General features: G+C 45.7%; 18 protein-coding genes. 16 read left to right on the top strand and 2 right to left on the bottom strand.

Annotated features, from left to right (window positions below):
* Positions 1-368 precede the first annotated feature (368 nt).
* From K1I80_RS09890 to thrC, 13 genes are all read left to right on the top strand, one after another.
* A complete protein-coding gene (locus K1I80_RS09890; protein ID WP_223313715.1) occupies positions 369-692 on the top strand; it encodes a hypothetical protein in 324 nt (107 codons plus the stop codon).
* Positions 682-2,637, top strand: coding sequence for a V-type ATP synthase subunit I (locus K1I80_RS09885; protein ID WP_223313714.1), 1,956 nt, complete (start codon positions 682-684; stop codon positions 2,635-2,637). Before K1I80_RS09890 ends, K1I80_RS09885 begins: the two co-directional genes overlap by 11 nt.
* 132 nt (positions 2,638-2,769) lie before the next feature.
* Entirely contained in the window at positions 2,770-3,249 is a 480-nt protein-coding gene (locus tag K1I80_RS09880) for a V-type ATP synthase subunit K (protein WP_002898768.1), read from the top strand.
* Positions 3,250-3,259: 10 nt separating this feature from the next.
* The gene (locus K1I80_RS09875; protein WP_223313713.1) at positions 3,260-3,850 is read left to right on the top strand and encodes a V-type ATP synthase subunit E family protein; all 591 of its coding nucleotides are present in this window, start codon (positions 3,260-3,262) and stop codon (positions 3,848-3,850) included.
* A gap of 10 nt (positions 3,851-3,860) precedes the next feature.
* Positions 3,861-4,874 carry a V-type ATPase subunit gene (locus tag K1I80_RS09870; RefSeq protein ID WP_223313712.1) on the top strand — a complete coding sequence of 338 codons (1,014 nt, stop codon included), beginning with the start codon at positions 3,861-3,863 and terminating at the stop codon, positions 4,872-4,874.
* Positions 4,861-5,181: a V-type ATP synthase subunit F gene (locus tag K1I80_RS09865; protein WP_223313711.1), complete on the top strand. Its 321-nt coding sequence runs from the start codon at positions 4,861-4,863 to the stop codon at positions 5,179-5,181. The genes K1I80_RS09870 and K1I80_RS09865 overlap by 14 nt, the downstream gene beginning before the upstream one ends.
* A 7-nt stretch (positions 5,182-5,188) precedes the next feature.
* On the top strand, positions 5,189-5,890 hold the full coding sequence (locus K1I80_RS09860; protein ID WP_223313710.1) for a GNAT family N-acetyltransferase: 702 nt from the start codon (positions 5,189-5,191) through the stop codon (positions 5,888-5,890).
* 114 nt (positions 5,891-6,004) lie between these two features.
* A complete protein-coding gene (locus tag K1I80_RS09855; protein ID WP_223324091.1) occupies positions 6,005-7,294 on the top strand; it encodes a hypothetical protein in 1,290 nt (429 codons plus the stop codon).
* 37 nt (positions 7,295-7,331) lie between these two features.
* Positions 7,332-9,122 (top strand): V-type ATP synthase subunit A, encoded by a 1,791-nt coding sequence (locus K1I80_RS09850; protein WP_125340230.1) that lies wholly within the window; start codon positions 7,332-7,334, stop codon positions 9,120-9,122.
* A complete protein-coding gene (locus K1I80_RS09845; RefSeq protein ID WP_002902006.1) occupies positions 9,109-10,503 on the top strand; it encodes a V-type ATP synthase subunit B in 1,395 nt (464 codons plus the stop codon). The genes K1I80_RS09850 and K1I80_RS09845 overlap by 14 nt, the downstream gene beginning before the upstream one ends.
* Positions 10,500-11,123 carry a V-type ATP synthase subunit D gene (locus tag K1I80_RS09840; protein WP_002902008.1) on the top strand — a complete coding sequence of 208 codons (624 nt, stop codon included), beginning with the start codon at positions 10,500-10,502 and terminating at the stop codon, positions 11,121-11,123. Before K1I80_RS09845 ends, K1I80_RS09840 begins: the two co-directional genes overlap by 4 nt.
* Before the next feature lie 436 nt (positions 11,124-11,559).
* A complete protein-coding gene (locus K1I80_RS09835) occupies positions 11,560-12,657 on the top strand; it encodes a LysM peptidoglycan-binding domain-containing protein (RefSeq protein ID WP_223313708.1) in 1,098 nt (365 codons plus the stop codon).
* A gap of 112 nt (positions 12,658-12,769) precedes the next feature.
* Positions 12,770-14,254: a threonine synthase gene (gene thrC, locus K1I80_RS09830; RefSeq protein ID WP_125340232.1), complete on the top strand. Its 1,485-nt coding sequence runs from the start codon at positions 12,770-12,772 to the stop codon at positions 14,252-14,254.
* Between the two features lie 43 nt (positions 14,255-14,297).
* Here thrC and pulA read toward each other — a convergent pair whose 3' ends face one another.
* Together pulA and K1I80_RS09820 are read right to left on the bottom strand one after the other, a co-directional pair.
* Positions 14,298-16,373: a type I pullulanase gene (pulA, locus tag K1I80_RS09825; protein ID WP_223313707.1), complete on the bottom strand. Its 2,076-nt coding sequence runs from the start codon at positions 16,371-16,373 to the stop codon at positions 14,298-14,300.
* 117 nt (positions 16,374-16,490) lie between these two features.
* Positions 16,491-17,474 (bottom strand): LacI family DNA-binding transcriptional regulator, encoded by a 984-nt coding sequence (locus K1I80_RS09820; protein WP_002922705.1) that lies wholly within the window; start codon positions 17,472-17,474, stop codon positions 16,491-16,493.
* Between the two features lie 435 nt (positions 17,475-17,909).
* Here K1I80_RS09820 and malQ point away from each other — a divergent pair, with 435 nt between their 5' ends.
* The 3 genes from malQ (at position 17,910) to K1I80_RS09805 (ending at position 22,413) form a co-directional block, all read left to right on the top strand.
* Positions 17,910-19,421: a 4-alpha-glucanotransferase gene (gene malQ, locus K1I80_RS09815; RefSeq protein WP_223313706.1), complete on the top strand. Its 1,512-nt coding sequence runs from the start codon at positions 17,910-17,912 to the stop codon at positions 19,419-19,421.
* 33 nt (positions 19,422-19,454) lie between these two features.
* The gene (glgP, locus tag K1I80_RS09810) at positions 19,455-21,716 is read left to right on the top strand and encodes a glycogen/starch/alpha-glucan family phosphorylase (protein ID WP_223313705.1); all 2,262 of its coding nucleotides are present in this window, start codon (positions 19,455-19,457) and stop codon (positions 21,714-21,716) included.
* 178 nt (positions 21,717-21,894) lie between these two features.
* Positions 21,895-22,413: an ABC transporter permease gene (locus K1I80_RS09805; RefSeq protein WP_125410544.1), complete on the top strand. Its 519-nt coding sequence runs from the start codon at positions 21,895-21,897 to the stop codon at positions 22,411-22,413.
* The last annotated feature ends 29 nt before the right edge of the window (positions 22,414-22,442 follow it).

Here is a 22,442-nt window from a genome sequence, read left to right as displayed (position 1 = left end):
GTTCTGGCTGGAAAGTGCATTTGAAGCCACTTTTACTTTTCTGCTATTCTATATTTGTCTTAGAATTTGTTTATATTATAGCATAGTTATAGACAAATAAACCGTTTGCAAGACTGAAACTTATCAAGAGTGTACAGCTGAGACTGATTTGTAAGTATTGAAATGAATCAAATCTATATCGGCTTTTCCTATCAGTTTGAGATAGATGTTTAGCAATCTCTGACTGTTTTTCTGAAAATATGTTATAATTTATGCAAGTACGAAGCTGTATTCCAGAAGATGACTATACCAGATGCTGGACTGTCAGCCAGGAATGCAGATTTTAAAAATCCGTTTTCGAAGGTTTTTGAAAACGAGGGGGTGAATAGATGGCCAATGAAACACTTGAAAAAATGCAGGAAATTGAGACTGCTGCAGAAGAAGTTTTGATGGGCTACAGGAAGCAGACTCAGGAGCTGCGGCAGCAGGTAGATGAAGATCTCAGGCAGCTGGGTCTGACCTATGACAATGAAACGCAGAAGCTGGCAGAGGAATTAACTGCAAGTTCTCAGCAACAGTTGGTGCTCCTGCAGCAAGACTTGGAGCAGACAACCAAGCAGAATGAGGACAAGGTTGAGGCGGCGCTGACGGACAAAAAAGCAGACTTGGCGCGAGCCATTGTAGAGAAGGTGGTAGAAGCCTATGGCCATTAGTCAAATGCGGCAGCTGTCTCTGCTTCTGCCCAAGGAACTGCTGGACCAGCTTCTCTTTTACCTACAGGGCTTAGAGTCGGTTCAGATTCATGACTTGCGGCAGGAAGAGGACTGGAAGGCAGCCTTTGAGCAGGCTTTAGTCGGCCGGCCAGATCGGCAGCTATCTCAGCAGGATTTGCTCAGTCGTCAGGAAAAGCTCAAGAGGCTGGTTGAAGAGCTGGAGCCTTTTATGCCCAAAAAGAAACTGCTGGAATCCTTAAAAGAAGAGCCTTTGGAGCTGTCCTTTGCTGCTTTGGAGCAGGCAGGGAAGGCTCGCGATGAGGTGGCGCTATTAGAAGGAATCAGCAAACAGCTCAAGGTCTTGCAAGAAGCCAAAGCTCAGATAGAAGCTGACCGCTTGGAAGTGGCTGCGCTGGAGAAGTGGGAGCCGCTGGAGCTAACACCACAATCGGCTGCGACTTTCAGTCATCTGGGAGCTTTGATTGGGACGATTCCCAATACAGACGACGATGCTCTGCGCCTGACTCTGGGAGCACATCCTGACCTGAAGTTTCAGGAAGTCTTTACCGATGATACGGAGCATGGGGTTCTTATTTTTTACAAGACAGGCTCTCTGGAAGAAGTTCGCAAAATCTTGAAAGAGTATGGCTTTAAGCCTTTTGAGTATGACCATGCGGAACTGCCTGCTGAGCGGATAGCCCAGCTCAAGGCCAATATTCGACAGCAGGAGGCTGTGGCAGATGCTATGACTAAGAGTCTGGCAGCTTCTAGGAACGAGTTGGATCAGCTCAAGGTTCAGCTTGATTATCTCTGCAATCTCTCCTCTCGCCAAGAAAGTAAGAACCAGTTAGCCAGCACGCAAAATCTGGCGGCCTTGGAAGGCTGGATCGAAAGCAATCAAGTTCAAGCTCTTGAGGCTTGCTTGACAGAGCAGTTTGGTCAGAGCATTCTCATCCAGACCAGAGAGATTCGACAGGACGAGGAAGATAAGGTTCCGACCAAGCTAAAAAACAATGTCTTAGTGGAGCCTTTCGAGCTTGTGACGGAGATGTATTCCTTGCCTAAGTATGGTGATAAGGATCCAACCCCTGTCGTTTCCCTATTTTATTTTGTATTCTTTGGCATGATGGTTGCCGACATTGGCTACGGTCTTTTGCTCTTTGTGGGGACCAGTCTGGCGCTTCACTTCTTGCATGTCAAGTCGGGGTTGGCTAAGAATCTGCGATTCTTTCGCTTGCTGGGTGTGGCAGTCATCATCTGGGGACTGGTTTATGGCTCTTTCTTTGGCTTTGAACTGCCCATTGCTTTGATTAGCACCAGTTCCGACGCCATGACGATTCTGGTTATTTCGGTCGTCTTTGGCTTTGTTACAGTGCTAGCGGGCCTCTTCCTCAGCGGTCTGAAAAATATCCGTCTCAAAGATTATGCAGAAGCTTATAATGCAGGCTTTGCTTGGGTACTGATTTTGCTGGGGCTGCTACTCTTGGCCCTGGGAAATTTCTTCCCATCCTTGGCCTTTGCTGCAACGATTGGTCAGTGGCTGGCCATCATCAATGCTCTGGGCATACTGGCAGTATCCATTGTCAGTGCTAAGAGCTTGGCAGGATTGGGGTCAGGTCTCTTTAATCTCTACAATGTTAGCGGCTATGTAGGAGACCTTGTCAGCTTTACACGGCTGATGGCTCTGGGGCTTTCGGGGGCTAGCATTGGCTCGGCTTTTAACTTGATTGTCAGCCTCTTTCCACCTGTCGCTCGCTTTAGCATTGGCATTCTGCTCTTTATTGCCCTGCATTTGGTCAATATGTTTCTATCTTTTCTATCCGGTTATGTGCACGGAGCGCGTTTGATTTTCGTGGAATTCTTTGGAAAATTCTACGACGGCGGTGGCAAGCCTTTCACTCCGCTCAAGCCTAGCGAAAAATACGTTCAGCAAAGCAAGAAATAAAGATTAGGAACTATGGTAAGAGATGAGAAGCTCATCTTTAGAAAAACACTTTCTAAAACATCAAAACAAATATTATTCATTCAACTAGCTGTTGATTTTACGATGATTACAGCATTTTCATAGGAGTAAATCATGGAACATTTAGCATCATATTTTGGAACTTACGGTGGCGCCTTTTTTGCAGGTCTGGGAGTAGCTTTGGCGGTCTTTCTCAGCGGAATGGGCTCAGCTCTGGGTGTCGGAAGCACTGGTCAGGCAGCGGCAGCACTCTTGAAAGAGCAGCCGGAAAAATTCGCTCAAGCTCTGATCTTACAGCTTTTGCCAGGTACCCAAGGTCTCTATGGCTTTGTTATCGGGATTACCGTCTTCTTTAATATCAAGCCGGAATTGGCTCTGCAATCAGGCGTGGCTTATTTCCTAGCAGCTCTGCCAGTTGCCATCGTAGGCTACTTTTCAGCCAAGCACCAAGGTCGAGTAGCGACAGCTGGTATTCAGATTTTAGCCAAGCGTCCGGAAGAGGTCATGAAAGGAGTTATCCTTGCGGCCATGGTTGAAACTTACGCCATCTTGGCTTTCGTTGTATCCTTCATCATGGTTCTGAATGTGAAGTAAGGAGGCTTTTATGTCTGACATATCAGATCTCAAAGCTTCTGTCTTGGAGCAGGCTCACGAGAAGGGGCGTTTGCTTTTGACCGAGGCTACTGAGAAAATTGAACAGGAAGCCAAGGAACGTGAGGCCCAGCTGGTTCGGCAGAAGCTGGCTCAGCGGGAGCAGCAGCTGAAAGAAATCAGCCGGCGCAGTCAGCGCGATATTCAGCAGTTAGAAAATCAAAAGCGCCAGTCTACTCTGGTCATCAAGCAACGGGTTCTCAGAGAGCTTTTTGAGGAGGCTTATGCTCAGATGGCGGCTTGGTCACCAGCTGAAGAAGAGCATTTTCTGAAGAGTGTCCTGGCTAAATATCCAGAGGAAGAGTTGACGCTGGTTTTCGGTGCTCTGTCTGCTGAGAAATTCAGCTCCAGCCAGTTAGAAGACTTGAAAAAAGCCTTTCCGCGAGTGCATTTTTCAGACCAGTCCATAGCCGGTCAGGCAGGCTTTGTACTAAGCCAAGGACGAGTGGATGATAGTTATCTCTATCGTGACTTGCTGGATTCTGTCTGGCAGGAGGAAAGCTACCGTCTGGCTCAGGATATTTTCAAAGACCAGGCAGAATAGGAGGCGGACCATGAGTGAAACAAGCTTCTCTCAAGTCAATACAGCCATTAGTGTGCAGGAGGCTTCCTTTTTGACGCCCCAGCAATATGAACAGTTGCTGCAGGCTGACGATCCTGCCAGCCGTTCGGCTCTTCTGCAGGGAACGGTCTATGCCATGGATGCTGAAGCGATTAAGGATCTCAATGCCATTGAGCAAGTACTGATGAAGCATTTGTATTCCGTTTATAATTGGGCGCTCGAGATTAGTCCTAGCAAGGAGCTGGTGGAGATTTTCACGCTCCGCTATACTTACCACAATCTCAAAGTGCTTCTCAAGGGTCGGGCGACAGGTCAGTCCTTGGAGCATTTGCTGATGCCGGTGGGGACCTATTCGCTGGAGGTTTTGGAGCACTTGATCATGGCCTTTTCGGCTGAGTATTGTCCAGATTTCATGCTGGATGAGGTGCTTGCGACCTGGCAGGAATACCAGGATTATCAGGATGTGCGCGTGCTGGAGATTGGCATGGATATGGCTTATTTCCAGCATATCAAGCGCCTGACACAGGAGTTGGAAGATGAGAGCCTGCTGCAGCTGGTGAATCTGACTATTGATTTTTACAATGCCATCACCGTCAAGCGGGCTGTTGGCTTGGGAAAACCGCGCAGCTTTATGAAGCAGCTTCTGTCTGATGAAGGAAGTCTTTCTGCTGCCAACTGGATTGCCATGGCAGAGCAGGGAGATTTCTTGACTTGGTTTAGCCAGATTAATCCCTGTGGTTACGATCTGGATCTGCGCTCCTATGAGGAGAAAATGCGGAACCAGACCTTGACGACAGTAGAGTTAGAATATCTGGCGGACCTCTTGCAGGCTAAGTTGCTGGCGGCTGGTCAGTTTGAGACAGATGGCCCGCTTCCTCTGGCCCGCTATCTGCTGGGTAAGGAGTTGGAAGTTAAGAATCTGCGGCTGATTTTGACCGGTATGGACAATCAGCTGCCAGTAGAGCTTATCAGAGAAAGGATGCGACCGATTTATGGACAAGACTAGCTACAAGATTGCTGTCGTGGGGAATCGCGATACCATTCTCCCATTTAAGCTGATTGGTTTTCAGACTTTTCCAGTGAAGGAAGCTCAGGAGACGATCAATACCCTGCGTCGGATAGCCCGTGAAGATTTCGGTATTATCTATCTGACGGAGGATATGGCTGCTGATATTCCAGAAACCCTGGCCTACTATGACCAGCTGGAGATTCCTGCTCTTGTGCTCATTCCTACCCATAAGGGGAGCACGGGACTGGCTCTTTCGCGGATTCATGAAAATGTCGAGAAGGCTGTAGGACAAGATATATTGTGAGGTTTTTATGCGAATGAATGAACTAGGTCAGCCCATTGGGGATGCTCTGCCGGATTTTCAGTCGGGGGACTTGCCTAACCTGGAGCGAATCGAAGGCCAGTATGTTATTATCGAGCGTTTGTCCAAGAACAAGCATGGGGCGGATTTGTATGAAGTGTATGGCCCGGATTCTCCTGCGGATATGTGGACCTACCTCTTTCAAAATCCTGCCCAAAGTCAGGAAGAGTGGTCCAAGTTGCTAGAACAGATGCTGGCAGCACAGGATCGTTTTCACTATGCCATTGTAGACAAGGAGAGCGGCAAGGCTCTAGGAACTTTTGCCTTGATGAGGATTGACCGAAATAACCGCGTTATCGAAGTGGGCTCTGTGACCTATTCGCCCAAGCTGAAGCGCACCAGACTGGCTACGGAAGCCCAGTACTTACTGGCACGCTATGTCTTTGAAGAGCTGGAGTATCGCCGCTATGAATGGAAATGCGATGCCCTTAATCAGCCGTCAAGGCGGGCAGCAGAGCGGCTTGGTTTCACCTACGAAGGCAGGTTTCGTCAGGCGGTAGTCTATAAGGGGCGCAACCGAGACACGGACTGGCTGTCTATGATTGACAAGGATTGGCCGGCCGTCAAGAGCCGTCTAGAAAAATGGCTAAGCCCAGACAATTTCGACGAAAACGGTCAGCAAATAAAAGCCTTATCTGATTTTAAGATATAGTTTCTTAGTGGTGAAATAGTTTTAAAATATGAAAATATCAGAAAGTTTCACATAGTTCTTCTCTGTCGCGAATTCATAAAAATATTAAAACACTAAAAATAATATAGAGTATGTATGCTAAAAAAAATATTTCTAATTCTCCTTGTAATCTTACTTCATTTTAATGGCATAAATAATATGTCTGGTTATATTAATGACTCAAATGGAGATTTGTTTAAGTTTCTTAACCTGCTTTTTTTATACTTTTCTATATATGTCCTTATAACATCTATAGTGTTTGTGATTTTATTAAGTTACGATTTCTTGATAAATATATCCTATGCTCGATTGGAGTTGATTGTTGAAGAACGTGGAAGATTGGCTATAAAAGAAAGAAATATTCGAGCCTCTCTTATCTGGATTAGGATTGATTATTCCTTATCTAAAATATATTATAAAAATAGACTAGGTTGGGTTACTTATGGTACCTCTCCTGATGATAGTAAAGTATGGAGAGGAATTATAAATAAACCTATCAAGAAGATTTTAAATTTTTTAATCAGTATACCTGCGGTTATTTCTCTGGGAATGACTAGTTTATTGTTATTGTATCTTAATGATAGCAAGCAATTCCTTTTGTATATAGATCTAATCAAAACTACTTTATTCAAATTGTTAAGTTTAGAAATTAATTTTGGAGAGGTACTTACGAGGCTTCCGGCAATGGTAGCATTGATTACGATTATCCCTACGTTATTCTTCTTTTACTTTTATAATCAGCAAAGAGAGGTAAAAAGAGTGATTGATGAGAAGCATGGGGAACTGTTTAGAGAAATTGTGCTAAAACATGAAGAATTATCTAACATTATGGATAAGTTAATTTATGATTTTTCTATGAATATGGATTATGTAATCAATGATCAAGATATAATAGTTAAATCATTTTTAAATAAAATGATTCCAAACTACAGCGAATTAGATAAGAGTTATTATTTTAATGAGTTTGGCATGTTGGATAAACATTTAAATAACTTTGTAGAGATTAAAAATATGGCAAGAGTAATTAAATTTCTTTTGCAAACTAGAGATAAAACTTCTATTTGGAAATTATTTGTAAAAAGATACGATATACTACAGCTATGTACCCAGTTTTCTAAATTAGATACAGAGGAAAAAATTGATAGATTGTTTTTTACTAAAAAAGGTATGAGTTTGAGATTATCTAGTGTTGATATGAAATCATGCACTTATGATATAAATTCACTGGACGAAGAAACTACAAACCAACTTGATGTTCTATTATATGATATTTATGAATCTATAAGAACGCTTTATTCTCTTAAGAAGTATAATGATTCTTTAATAGGTTATCTATACCCAACAGCGTTTGAAAAAACATTATTAAAAATATTTATAAAAAAATAAAAGTATATACAATCTTTACAAAGAATGGAGGAAGATTGTGAGTCAAGGAAAGATTATCAAAGTTTCTGGTCCTCTGGTGCTGGCATCAGGGATGCAGGAAGCGAATATTCAGGATATCTGCCGGGTTGGCGATTTGGGGCTGATCGGTGAGATTATTGAAATGCGGCGGGATCAGGCCTCTATTCAGGTTTATGAAGAAACTTCTGGCTTGGGTCCGGGAGAGCCGGTTATCACGACTGGAAGTCCTCTGTCCGTTGAGCTGGGACCAGGTCTGATTTCTCAGATGTTTGACGGGATTCAGCGGCCTTTGGAGCGTTTCCAAACCATGACGGAGAGCGACTTCCTCGTCCGCGGTGTCCAATTGCCAAATCTAGACCGAGAGGCTAAGTGGGATTTTGTTCCAAGTCTGTCTGTCGGAGATACGGTTGAGGCTGGCGATATTCTGGGCACGTTGCAGGAGACCAATCTGGTGGAGCACCGCATCATGGTGCCAGTCGGTGTCAGTGGACGCTTGGCCAACATCTCAGCTGGCAGTTTCACTGTTGAAGAGACTGTTTACGAGATTGAGCAGGCGGACGGTGCTGTCTTTAAAGGGACTCTCATGCAAAAATGGCCAGTCCGTCGTGGGCGTCCTTTTGCTCAGAAGCTGATTCCAGTTGAGCCTTTGGTGACAGGTCAGCGGGTCATCGATACCTTCTTCCCAGTAACCAAGGGTGGAGCAGCTGCCGTACCAGGACCTTTCGGAGCCGGTAAGACTGTCGTTCAGCACCAAGTGGCCAAGTTTGCTAATGTTGACATCGTTATCTATGTCGGCTGCGGTGAGCGTGGCAATGAGATGACCGACGTACTTAATGAATTTCCAGAACTGATTGACCCAGCAACTGGCCAGTCTATTATGCAACGGACGGTGCTGATTGCCAACACTTCTAATATGCCAGTAGCGGCTCGGGAAGCGTCAATTTACACAGGGATTACTATTGCAGAATACTTCCGCGACATGGGTTATTCTGTAGCCATCATGGCGGACTCTACCTCTCGCTGGGCAGAAGCCCTGCGGGAAATGTCCGGCCGTCTGGAAGAGATGCCAGGCGACGAAGGCTATCCTGCCTATCTCGGCAGCCGGATTGCTGAGTATTATGAGAGGGCAGGTCGGGTCAAGACGCTCGGTTCAACTGCGCGCGAAGGATCTATAACTGCTATCGGAGCTGTATCGCCTCCGGGTGGAGATATTTCTGAGCCGGTGACGCAAAATACCCTGCGGATTGTCAAGGTTTTCTGGGGCTTGGATGCCCAGCTGGCTCAACGCCGGCATTTCCCAGCTATCAACTGGTTAAGCTCTTACTCGCTCTATCTAGACGAAGTGGGAGCCTATATCGACCAGCATGAGAAGATTGCTTGGGCAGAAAAAGTCACCAAGGCCATGAATATCCTGCAAAAGGAAAGCGAACTGCAGGAAATCGTGCGTTTGGTGGGCTTGGATTCCTTGTCTGAAAAGGACCGACTGACCATGAATGCAGCCAAGATGATTCGCGAGGACTACTTGCAGCAGAATGCCTTTGATGATGTGGACACCTATACTTCTTTCAAAAAGCAGGTGGCTTTATTGAGCAATATCCTGACCTTCGATGCGGAGGCCAATCGTGCTTTGGAGCTGGGAGCTTATTTCCGAGAAATCATGGAAGGAACGGTGGAGTTGCGTGACCGAATTGCCCGCAGTAAGTTTATCCATGAAGACCAGCTGGAAAAAATTCAGGCTCTCAGTCAGACTATCGAGGAAACTCTGCACCAGATTCTTGCCCAAGGAGGACTAGACAATGAGCGTCATTAAAGAATACCGCACCGTCAGTGAAGTTGTCGGCCCTCTGATGATTGTCGACCAAGTCGCTGGTGTGCATTTCAATGAATTGGTAGAAATCCAGCTGCATGACGGCAGCAAGCGTCAGGGCCAGGTTCTGGAAGTCCAAGAAGACAAGGCTATGGTCCAGCTTTTTGAGGGATCTAGCGGTATCAATCTGGAAAAAGCCAAGGTTCGCTTTACCGGCCGTCCGCTAGAGTTGCCAGTGTCAGAAGACATGGTAGGTCGGATTTTCAATGGAATGGGCAAGCCAATTGATGGCGGCCCAGCTATCTTGCCAGAAAAATATCTGGATATTGACGGTCAAGCCATCAATCCAGTAGCTCGCGACTATCCGGATGAGTTTATCCAGACCGGTATCTCGGCCATCGACCATCTCAATACCTTGGTTCGGGGACAAAAACTGCCAGTATTTTCTGGATCCGGTCTGCCCCACAAGGAATTAGCTGCTCAAATCGCTCGTCAGGCCACAGTGCTTAACTCCGATGAAAACTTCGCCGTGGTCTTTGCGGCCATGGGAATTACCTTTGAAGAAGCCGAGTTCTTCATGAATGACCTCCGGGAGACGGGAGCCATTGACCGCTCGGTGCTCTTTATCAATCTGGCTAATGACCCAGCTATTGAGCGGATTGCGACGCCGCGTATTGCCCTGACAGCAGCTGAGTACCTGGCTTATGAAAAGGACATGCATGTTCTGGTTATCATGACTGACATGACCAACTATTGCGAAGCCCTACGGGAAGTTTCTGCAGCTCGTCGTGAGGTGCCGGGTCGCCGTGGGTATCCGGGTTACCTCTATACTAACTTGTCCACCCTCTATGAGCGGGCTGGACGTCTGGTCGGAAAGAAAGGCTCGGTGACGCAGATTCCGATCCTGTCTATGCCAGAGGACGATATTACCCATCCGATTCCAGACTTGACGGGTTATATTACAGAAGGTCAGATTATCCTTTCACGCGACCTTTACAACAGCGGCTATCGTCCGCCCATCAATGTCCTGCCATCTCTGTCCCGTCTCAAGGACAAGGGCTCAGGTGAGGGCAAGACTAGAGGTGACCATGCCGCAACTATGAACCAGCTATTTGCTGCCTATGCGCAAGGCAAGCAGGCCAAGGAGCTGGCTGTCGTTCTGGGAGAATCCGCCCTGTCCGAAACGGACAAGCTCTATGTGCGCTTTACCGACCGCTTTGAGCAGGAATACATCAATCAAGGTTTCCAGACCAATCGAACCATTGAGGAAAGCTTGGATCTGGGCTGGGAACTCCTGTCCATCTTGCCAAGAACAGAGCTCAAGCGGATCAAGGACGATATGATTGACCAATACCTGCCGCAGACCAAGGAGGAAGAAAGATGACGCGACTCAATGTCAAGCCGACTCGGATGGAGCTGAATAACTTAAAAGCTCGTCTCAAAACGGCTGTCCGCGGGCATAAACTGCTCAAGGATAAGCGGGATGAGCTGATGCGGCGCTTCATTGAGTCTGTCCGTGAGAACAATCAGCTCCGCCAAAAGGTCGAATCCGCTCTGGTTGGTCATCTGCAGGATTTTGTCATGGCCAAGGCGCTGGAGAGCGACCTCATGGTCGAGGAGATTTTTGCTGTGCCCACGCGGGAGGTCAATCTGCATGTGGAGACTGAGAATATCATGAGTGTGCGCGTGCCCAAGATGTACGCCCATATTGACAATCCGCATACTGATGACGAGGGAGACGTGGTTTATAGCTATGTGGCGTCTAATAGCCAGATGGATGAAACCATTGAAAGCATGAGCGATCTGCTCCCTGACCTGCTGCGACTGGCTGAAATTGAGAAAAGCTGCCAGCTCATGGCGGATGAAATCGAGAAAACCCGCCGCCGGGTCAACGGACTAGAGTATGCTACCATCCCTGACCTCAAAGAAACCATCTACTACATCGAAATGAAACTGGAAGAAGCCGAACGGGCCAGCCTCGTCCGAATGATGAAGGTGAAATAAGATGTGTAGGCATTAAAAAACGAATGAAAAATAGGAACTGGACGATGGATTCGATGAATTCAAGCCCAGTTCTCTTTTTTCCGAGTTTTTAGCCGAAGCTCGATTTAGCTAGGCTAACCTAGACTGAATAGATTTATTCATAGCCAAAATAGACGAAGAAGCGATAGCTTCTAGGGATTTTCTCTTTTTTGCCAAGAGCTTAGGTCGGGTTTAGTTTACCAGAGTAGAAAAAATTCAAATAAGCCCAAAAGAAAAAACAGAACCTCTCCAAGTGGGGTTCTTTTGCTTGTTGCCTGTTTTTATATGTTACAAACAAATCTCCATATTACAGGGGGCAGACAGTTTTGTTAAATAGGTCGAAAAAGGCTTTTTTCTTAGAAGATTTATGGTAAGATGGTTTTCGTATCATGAATGATTAGGAAGGTGCATTTTGCATATGAAAATGAATAAGAAATTACTTTTGGCTTCAACTGTTGCTTTGTCAGCATTGCCTTTGTTTACAACAAAAGCTGAGGAGCAGCCACAAAACTGGACTGCCAGAACAGTTGAGCAAATTAAAGCGGATATTACGAGCAATGAAAACCAACAAACTTACACTGTTCAATATGGAGACACTTTAGGCAATATCGCTCAAGCGATGAACATTGACCTTGTTGAATTGGCTAAAATCAACCAAATTGCCAATGCAGACTTGATTTTCCCAGGAACTGTTTTGACTATTACAACAAATGGACAAAATGAAATTGCCTCTGTAGAAATCCAAAGCTACCAAGCAAGAAATAACGCAGGATATGTAACAGAAAGTTATACAGCTGACGAGATTTTTGGTACTGAACAAGCCGCTCCAGCGGCACCGGCTCAAACAGCAGAAACTCCAGCTCCGGCTGTTGAGGAAGCTGTTGCAGCTCCAGCAGACCAAGCACCAGCGCCTGCTGAAGAAGCTCCTGCCCCAGTAGCAGAAGTTGCAAGTGAAGCAGCCCCAGCTGCGGAAGCAAATGCAGCCGCTCCTGTAGAGGCAGCACCGCAGCCAGCAGTTGCAGCAAGTCCAGAAGCTCCAGCAGAGGCGGCTCCAGAAGCTACTGAATTAGGCCAAGACCAAGTCAGTCAAGCAACTGCCGCTGTTGAGCCAACAACTTACAATGCTCCAGCTGTAACAGACGCAGCTAGCGTGACAACTAACAATCCTGCTAATGAAGGTCTTCAGCCACAGACTGCTGCTCTGAAAGAAGAGATAGCAGCTAAATATGGCATTACAGAATTTAGTCTCTACCGCCCAGGTGATAGTGGTGACCATGGTAAAGGCTTGGCGGCTGACTTTATCGTTGGTGAGAATACTGAATTAGGAAACCAAGTCGCAGCCGATGTTACTTCTAACATGACTGAAAGAGGAATCTCTTACGTTATCTGGCAGCAACAGTTCTATGCACCATTTGAAAGCATTTATGGACCAGCTAATACTTGGAACCAAATGCCAGACCGTGGTAGTGTAACTGAAAATCACTACGACCACGTTCACGTATCTATGAATGAATAAGATGAATACAAGCCCAGAAATGGGCTTTTTCTTATATTCTCTGTGAAAAAGCGAGAATTTTCTGATAAATTTTGGTATAATAAAGCGAACTATAGATAAAGGATGAGAGAGAATGACCTTAGTTTATCAATCAACACGCGACGAAAAGAATAGAGTAACAGCCAGCCAGGCGATTCTGCAAGGTTTGGCAACAGACGGCGGGCTCTTTACGCCCATTACCTATCCGCAGGTCGATTTGGACTTTGCCAAGCTCAAAGACGCTTCTTATCAGGAAGTAGCCAAGCTGGTTTTGTCTGCATTTTTGGATGATTTTTCTGAAGCAGAGCTGGACTACTGTATCAACCATGCCTACGACAGCAAGTTTGATGATGCGGCTATTGCTCCCTTGGTCAAGCTGGATGGTCAGTACAATCTAGAGCTTTTCCACGGAGCGACCATTGCCTTCAAGGACATGGCTTTGTCTATCCTGCCTCACTTGATGACAACTGCAGCTAAAAAGCACGGCTTGGAAAACAAAATTGTCATTTTGACAGCGACTTCTGGTGACACAGGCAAGGCGGCTATGGCAGGTTTTGCGGATGTTCCTGGGACTGAGATTATCGTCTTTTATCCCAAAGACGGTGTCAGCAAGGTCCAAGAGCTGCAAATGACGACCCAGACAGGTACTAATACGCATGTCGTTGCCATTGATGGCAACTTTGACGATGCCCAGACCAATGTCAAGCGCATGTTTAACGACCCAGACCTACGAGCTCGTCTCTTGGAGCATAAGCTGCAGTTTTCATCAGCTAATTCTATGAATATCGGCCGTTTGGTGCCTCAGATTGTCTACTATGTCTATGCCTATGCTCAGCTGGTGAAGGCGGGAGAAATCACAGCAGGAGACAAGGTCAACTTTACAGTTCCGACAGGGAACTTTGGTAATATCTTGGCGGCCTACTATGCCAAGCAAATCGGTCTGCCAGTTGGCAAGCTGATCTGTGCTTCTAATGAAAACAATGTCCTGACTGACTTCTTCAAGACTCAGGTTTATGACAAGAAGCGGAGCTTTAAGGTGACGTCTAGTCCATCCATGGATATTTTGGTTTCCTCTAACTTGGAGCGCTTGATTTTCCATCTGTCTGGTAACAGCGCTGAGAAAACAGCTGCCCTGATGGCGGCTCTGAATGAGCATGGACAGTATGAACTGACGGACTTTGACGCTGAGATTTTAGAGCTCTTTGCGGCTGATTATGCAACAGAGCAAGAAACAGCTGCTGAAATCAAGCGGGTCTATCAGGCCTCTGACTACATCGAAGACCCTCATACGGCTGTCGCGTCTGCTGTCTATCAAAAATATCTGGCAGAGACAGGTGATCAGCGCAAGACTGTTATCGCGTCTACCGCTAGTCCTTATAAATTCCCAGTCGTGGCTGTTGAGGCTGTGACTGGTCAGTCAGGACTTAGTGACTTCGAGGCTTTGGAGCAACTGCACGAACTTTCTGGCGTAGCTCTGCCACCAGCTGTGGACGGCTTAGAAACAGCCCCAGTGCGCCACAAAACGACGGTCGCTGCAGATCAAATGCAGGCAGCGGTTGAGGATTATTTGGGGTTGTAAAAAACAAAAACATCAGCTTATTCATTGGCTGATGTTTTATAATCTATTTCAATACAATCAACTGCTTCCCAGCTAGGCTGTAACTGTCAGCTAGCGGTGCGATTGGTTTTTGGACATCAATGGCTGGATACTGGAGATGCAATCTTTGCTTGTTTTTATTTTCGTAGACAGCCTCTTGGTTGCCAAAGTTGATGACGATTGTCATACTTTCTTTGCTGTCTTGAATCTTGTACTCCAATAAACTGTCTGATAGCCAGTTGATCTGACAGGCTTGCTTGATGGCGGTGCTGGTCTTTAGATGCAGCAGCGGATGTGCCCTGCGAAAGGCAATCAGCTGTTTAACAAAAGCAATGTCCTCTGTGTAATGCAGGGAGCGCAGCCAGTCTAGTTTATTGATTTCGTCAGGCATATTGTAGGTGTTGTCAATCAGATTTTTAGTCCGGAAAAATTCCTGACCGCTGTGGATAAAGGGCACACCTTGGGCCAGCAGTACGAGGTGGAGGGCCAGCCGCGAATTGGCCAGCCGATCCCGCAGGGTGATAGCAGGGTTGACGATATCAAAGTAGTCAAAAACCGTTGCATTGTCATGGCACTCCACATAATTAATAGCTTGCTGGGGCGCTATAAAGTGAGCCTCGCCTTTTAGTCCGACATTGGCTGTCAGGACGTTTTCAAGCTGACTGGCAGGAGTCTTGCTCTCGATTTGCCGGCCTTGAGCGATGGTCTGCTTGAGACTGTCGCGGAAATGGTCGCTGAAGAACCCATAATCTGGCAGCTGGGTAGCATTGTACTGATGGGCCAAACGCTCACTTGCCAGTCCAGTGTCCATCTGCCAGCCTTCACCGTAGAGATAGATGTTAGGATAGAGTGCCTTGAGCTCGTCAGCTATTTGCTGCATGGTTTGGATATCTAAAATCCCCATCAGGTCAAAGCGGAAACCGTCAAAGCCATAGAGGCTGACCCATTGCTTGACCGACTGCTTGATATAGCGGCGAACCATGGCCTTCTCACTGGCTACATCATTGCCGCAGAAGGTTCCGTTGGTCCGGTAGCCCATGTCATTGAGCCGGAAAAAATAGCCGGGCACGATTTTTTCAAAAGCATAGCTGTTGGCATCATAGACATGATTGTAGACCACATCCATGATGACGCTGATATCAGCATTGTGGAAGGCATTAATGGCCGCCTGCAGCTCTATGATACGGGCATAAGGGTCTCGCGGATCGCTGGCAAAACTGCCGTCTGGGACATTGTATTGGACAGGATCATAACCCCAGTTGTAGACGAGCTCTGGATGCTTTTCATCAACGCTGCCAAAGTCGTAGACAGGCATAAGCTGCACATGGCTGATACCTAGCTCTTTCAGATAGTCCAGACCGAACTTCTGGTCGTGGACGACTGGAGATTCGCTCAGCGAGGCAAACTTCCCAGGATAGGAGAAGCCAGCTTCTTTCTGCATAGAGAAATCACGGACGCTCATTTCATAAATGACGGCTTCTGTCGAATCCAACTGTGTTTTCGCTCGTTTGATAGGCTTTTTAATCTTTTCTAAATCAATGACATAGCTGTTGCCCGAATTGACATCTGAGGATAGGGCATAGGGATCATGGACTTCTACCCACTTGCCATTGATCTTATGGAGATAAGAATAGGAGGCTCCCTCTAAATCTCCCTCAATCCGGATATGCCAGACTCCCTTATCCAGACGTTTGAGATGGTGAACCTGGTCTTTCAGATGCAGGAGGACTTTTTCGGAAATCGGCGCCCAGAGTCTGAAGTCGGTGGCTTGGGGGTTGTACTGAGCTCCCAAATCGTCGCCTGCATAGTCAAAAATCTCATCGAAAATAGGCTTTTTCACGATATGGCGGTACTGAAGGTCGGTATGGTTGCGATCCTGGTCATAGACCTTGTAAGACTGCGTCAGGTCAATGGGTTCATTAGCTGACACGGTGTAGATAATCCGATCTTCCTGATTGTTGATGTTTTTGATGGTTAAGGGGCTGGAGCTGTGCTTGTCTTCCAGTGTAAAGTGGATGGAATAGGCATCAAAGCTCTTTTCCAGTTCGATAGTGATAATGTTTTCGTCATCTAAATAGGCTTGAAAAATACGAAAGGCCATGTTTTTCCTCTTTCTTTGTCAGTTTCTCTTCGGGTAATTGTTTTGAGTTTAGGGCTCTGCCCTGGTTGGGACAAGGCTATTCTGTGAATCGTTGATAAATGAGCAAAAGCACTCGGATTAGCGAGTGCTGATGCTATGCGGAATCAGCTGGCGATAGCAGATCTGCTTGTCTTCTTTATTGTCCTTGATGATTTGGAAGAGGGTCCGGAAAGACTCTTTCCCAAGCTCGAGGGCATTGATATCGATATAGGCATCTACATCAATGCGCGGTTTGAGAGAATCAAAGGTGATAATGGGAATCTGGTAGTCCTGATCTTTGAGATAGTGCAGGGCTCCTTCTGCTACCAGAGTATCGGAGGTCACGATGGCTTCAATCTCGTCCAGCGGCAGCTCCTCCATAATCTTGTAACTGTTGTCTTCCAGTAGGAAACCGAAGGCAAATTTGATAATGCGTTCATCCAAAGGCCGTTCTGCTTCATTCAGAGCTTGCTTGTAGCCTGTGTAACGATCCTGAGAAACGACCAGCTCCTTATTCCCAGCTAGAAAGGCAATTTTCTGATAGCCCTTGTCAAGGAAATATCTGGTCGCGTCATAGCCGGCCTTGATATTGTCATTGTCCACCAGAGAGATGAAAGGAGAGACAGCTTTCCCTAGGATGAGGAAGGGGAAGTTGTTTCTGACTGCAAAGTCGACCAAAGGATCGTCCTGCTTGGAGTAAAGGAAAATCAGTCCGTCAACTCGCTTGCCCAAAATCATCTGCTTCATATTTTCCAAGCGATGTTCTTCGTCTTGCCCCGTGCTGATCTGGATGGCATAGTCATAGTCAGAAGCAATCTGAGAAATCCCCCGCAATACAGTTGGGAAGAAAGGGTTTTGATAGAAGACATCTGAGTCATCCGGCAGGACCAAGCCGATGACCTGGCTGGACTGGCTGACCAGACTTCTGGCATTGAGGTTGGGATGATAGTCCAGTTCCTTCATAGCAGCACGGACCCGTTTTTTGGTTTCTTCACTGATGGTTGATTTGTTTTGTACGACGCGGGTCACAGTAGAGGGCGACACGCCTGCTAGTTTTGCGACTTCTTTGATAGTAACTCGCATAAAAACCTCCTAAAGGCCTGCATTTGCTGGAAATCCTTGATATATCATCAACTATTTTAAATCTAGTAGTAGAAGCACTTGCTTTCTATGAGTCATGCAAACCTATGCCCAAAATGGTTCTTATAACCAGTGATATTGCCTAACTATTATGGTTGAAAAAGCAAGTATAAAGCAGTTTCTCAGTAAACGCAAACGTTTTCTGTTTGTAAGAACATTTTAACACAAAAAGAGAACGCTTGCAAGAAGAGAAAAACGGCAAATAATTGGGGCTGTAAGAGAGTCCTAAAAGAGCATTATATCCATTAACCAATAAATTGAAAAAAATCTCAAAAACCCCTTGCACTAAAAAAAAAAATAGGTTATAATCAAGTCGACGCAAACGTTTGCATTAAGTAAAAATGAAAAGGCGTAGAGGAAAAATAACGAGGTGACAAAATGAAAAAACGTCAAAGCGGCGTGCTCATGCACATTTCATCCCTTCCGGGTAAGTACGGTATCGGATCTTTTGGCCAAAGTGCTTATGATTTTGTAGACTTCTTGGTTCGCACCAAGCAGCGCTATTGGCAGATTTTGCCACTGGGAACGACCAGTTATGGTGATTCTCCTTATCAGTCTTTCTCTGCTTTTGCGGGGAATACCTACTTTATCGACTTTGATGTTCTGATAGAAGAAGGTTTGCTGAACGAGGTAGATGTCAAGGGAGCTGATTTCGGAGATGATCCTAAAAAAGTAGATTATGCAAAGATTTTTGACGCTCGCCGTCCAATCATGGAAAAAGCAGTAGCTCGTTTCTTGAAAGCAGATGATCTGTCTGACTATGAGAGCTTTGTAGAGCAAAATGCAGCTTGGCTGGAAGTTTTCGCTGAGTACATGGCTATCAAAGAGCATTTTGATAATCTAGCTTGGACAGAGTGGCCGGATGAAGCGATCCGTCGCCGTGACGCTGCTAGTCTCGCTTCTTATCGTGAGAAGCTGGCTGACAAGCTGACCTACCATCGTGTAACTCAGTATCTCTTCTTTAAGCAGTGGTTAAGATTAAAAGCCTATGCTAATGAACATCATATCGAGATTGTCGGTGATATGCCAATCTATGTGGCAGCTGACAGTGCTGATGTGTGGGCACAGCCGCACTTCTTTAAGACAGATGCTGTTGGCAAGCCAACTTGTGTGGCAGGCTGTCCGCCAGATGAATTTTCAGAAACTGGCCAGCTTTGGGGCAATCCTATCTATGACTGGGAAGCTATGGATAAGGATGGTTATGCTTGGTGGATTGAACGTCTGCGCGAAAGCTTCAAGATTTACGACATTGTCCGTATCGACCACTTCCGCGGCTTTGAGTCTTACTGGGAAGTACCTGCTGACTCAGAAACATCTGCTTCTGGTAAGTGGGTCAAAGGTCCAGACTACAAGCTCTTTGCAGCGGTTAAGGAAGCCTTGGGTGATTTGAATATCATCGCAGAAGACCTGGGCTTTATGACGGACGAAGTGATTGAGCTGCGCGAGCGCACTGGTTTCCCAGGAATGAAGATCTTGCAATTCGCCTTCAATCCTGATGATGAAAGCATCGACAGCCCGCATCTAGCGCCAAACAACTCAGTCATGTATACCGGAACCCATGATAATAATACTGTTCTGGGCTGGTACAAGGATGAGATTGATGACGCTACTCGCCAGTACATGGCTCAGTACACCAACCGTAAGGAGTACGAAACAGTACCTCATGCAATGCTGCGCACAATCTTTGCTTCAGTCAGCTTTATGGCCATTGCGACTATGCAAGACCTGCTGGAATTAGACAGTGCAGCACGGATGAACTATCCATCCACAATTGGTGGCAACTGGACTTGGCGGATGACAGCTGAAGAGCTGAATCCAATCGTCGAAGGTGAGCTTTACAGCTTGACCAAGACTTACCGTCGGATGAATACCGATTTAATTAACGAATAAAGAACAGCCGAATCAGGCTTGAAGGGATTAATCATGTCAAACTTACAAACTTATATCAAAAATACTTATTCAAAAAATCTTGCTGATTGCAGCAACGAAGAACTCTACCTGGCTCTTTTGAACTACACTAAATTAGCCAGCGCTCAAAAGCCAGTCAACACTGGTAAGAAAAAACTCTACTACATCTCAGCTGAATTCCTGATTGGTAAACTCTTGTCTAACAACTTGATCAACCTTGGACTTTACGACGATGTGAAGCAAGAGTTGGCAGATGCTGGCAAGGACTTGATCGAGGTAGAAGAAGTTGAGTTGGAGCCGTCTCTGGGTAACGGAGGCTTGGGTCGTTTGGCTGCCTGCTTCTTGGATTCTATTGCGACCTTGGGTCTCAATGGTGATGGTGTAGGACTGAACTACCACTTTGGTCTCTTCCAACAGGTTTTGAAAAACAACGAACAGACAACTATTCCTAACTTCTGGCTGACTGAGCAAAACTGGTTGGTTCGCTCTAGCCGCAGCTACCAAGTGCCATTTGCTCACTTCACCCTGACATCTACTCTTTATGATATTGATGTGCCAGGTTACAAGACAGAAACTAAGAACCGTCTTCGTCTCTTTGATTTGGACTCAGTGGATGCAGATATCATCACAGACGGTATTGACTTTGATAAGACAGATATCGCTCGCAACTTGACCCTCTTCCTCTATCCAGATGATAGTGACAAGCAAGGGGAATTGCTCCGTATCTTCCAGCAGTATTTCATGGTTTCAAATGGTGCTCAGCTGATTATTGACGAAGCGATTGAAAAAGGCAGCAACCTGCACGACTTGGCAGACTATGCTGTCATCCAAATCAATGATACCCACCCATCTCTGGTTATCCCAGAAATGATTCGTCTCTTGACTGAGCGTGGTTTGGATTTGGATGAAGCAATTGCCATCGTACAGAAGATGACTGCTTATACGAACCACACAATTCTGGCAGAAGCTCTTGAAAAATGGCCTCTGGAATTCTTGAAAGAAGTAGTACCGCATCTGGTACCAATCATCAAAGAGCTTGACAAGCGAGTTAAAGCTAAATACGCAGATCCAGCAGTGCAAATCATTGATGAGGACGATCGTGTGCACATGGCTCACATGGATATCCACTACGGATACAGTGTCAATGGGGTTGCTGCTCTGCATACAGAAATCCTGAAAAACTCTGAGCTTAAAGCCTTCTACGATATCTACCCTGAAAAATTCAATAACAAGACCAACGGTATTACTTTTCGCCGCTGGCTCATGCATGCCAACCCACGTCTGTCTCATTATCTAGATGAGTTGCTGGGCCGCGACTGGCACCATGATGCAACTAAGCTCGAAGGCTTGTTGGAATTCACTGGCGCTGCAAATGTTAAAGAAAATTTGGAAGGTATCAAGGCTCACAACAAACGTAAATTGGCTCGTCACTTGAAGGAAGCCCAAGGCGTGGAAATCAATCCAGAATCTATCTTTGATATCCAAATCAAGCGTCTGCATGAGTACAAGCGCCAACAAATGAACGCTTTGTACGTTATCCACAAGTATCTGGACATCAAGGCTGGTAACATCCCTGCTCGTCCAATCACTGTCTTCTTCGGTGGTAAGGCTGCTCCTGCTTACACAATTGCACAGGACATCATCCACCTCATTCTTTGCTTGTCAGAAGTGATTGCTAATGACCCTCAAGTGGCTCCACACTTGCAAGTAGTTATGGTAGAAAACTACAATGTTACAGCGTCTAGCTTCTTGATTGCAGCTGGTGACATTTCTGAGCAGATTTCCCTGGCTTCTAAGGAAGCATCTGGTACTGGTAACATGAAGTTCATGCTTAACGGTGCTTTGACTCTTGGTACAATGGACGGAGCAAACGTTGAGATTGCAGAGCTAGTCGGCGAAGACAACATCTACATCTTCGGTGAAGATTCTGAGACTGTTATTGACCTCTACGCAAAATCTGCTTACAAGTCTAGTGAGTACTATGCACGTGAAGCTATCAAGCCATTGGTTGACTTTATCGTCAGCGATGAAGTATTGGCAGTTGGTAAAGCTGAACGCTTGGAACGTCTTTACAATGAACTGATCAGCAAGGACTGGTTCATGACCCTGCTGGATCTAGAAGACTATATCCAAGTCAAAGAGCGCATGCTGGCGGACTATGAAGACCGCGATGCTTGGATGGACAAAGTCATCGTCAATATCGCCAAAGCTGGCTTCTTCTCATCTGACCGTACTATCGCTCAATACGAAGAAGAAGTATGGCACTTGAACAGCTAATATTCTTTAAATAAAAAAAGCCGAGACAGCAGTGTTTCGGCTTTGATTTTTTAGTCGAAGAAATGAATAAGGATTTAGCTATTGTTTGGGCTTCTGAAAAGGTGAAAGCCTCTTGGCCTTGTCAGCTTTTTCTTTTCGGTGTATAATAAGTGAAAATATTTCTTTACAGGAGGCGTTCATGAAAAAGAAACCAATTTATCTTTATATTTTGCTGGGATTGTCAGCAATCGGAACTTTACTGGGAGTATGGAGTCGTTTTTTCTCCAAGTTTTCTGAGGTAGATTATACACAAATCGGTTTCTCAAAAGAATTGAGTGATCAGACAAATCAGTTTAATAAACTTTATTTTGAATTTCTTCGTAATGGAATGAATATGATGATTTTTTTCGTTATGACGGCTCTGTTAATAGCATCTATCGTCTTTTTGGTTAGAAAAAATCTGCAGATGGCTAATATTAGCTATATCGTTTATATATTAGTCAGTTTGCTATCTCAGGTTTACGTCTATATTTCATCGAAAGGGATTGTTGGCAAGGTATTTACAAGCCCTGAGAACATTGCAACGCATTCAAACAGTCTTCTTTTAGGAACAGTGCTTGGCTTTGTTATCAGTTTAATTTATCTTTCCATCGTTATCTTTAAGTTAATTCAGCAGCAGAAAGAGGCTGAAAAAGCGGAACTAGCTGCAAACGAATAAAATTTGACAAATAACAGATAAGTGCTTAC

Source organism: Streptococcus sanguinis (genome assembly GCF_019929225.1).
Taxonomy (GTDB): domain Bacteria; phylum Bacillota; class Bacilli; order Lactobacillales; family Streptococcaceae; genus Streptococcus; species Streptococcus sanguinis_J.
Note: the sequence above shows the minus strand (reverse complement) of the source record. Positions and strands in the feature narration are given on the sequence as shown.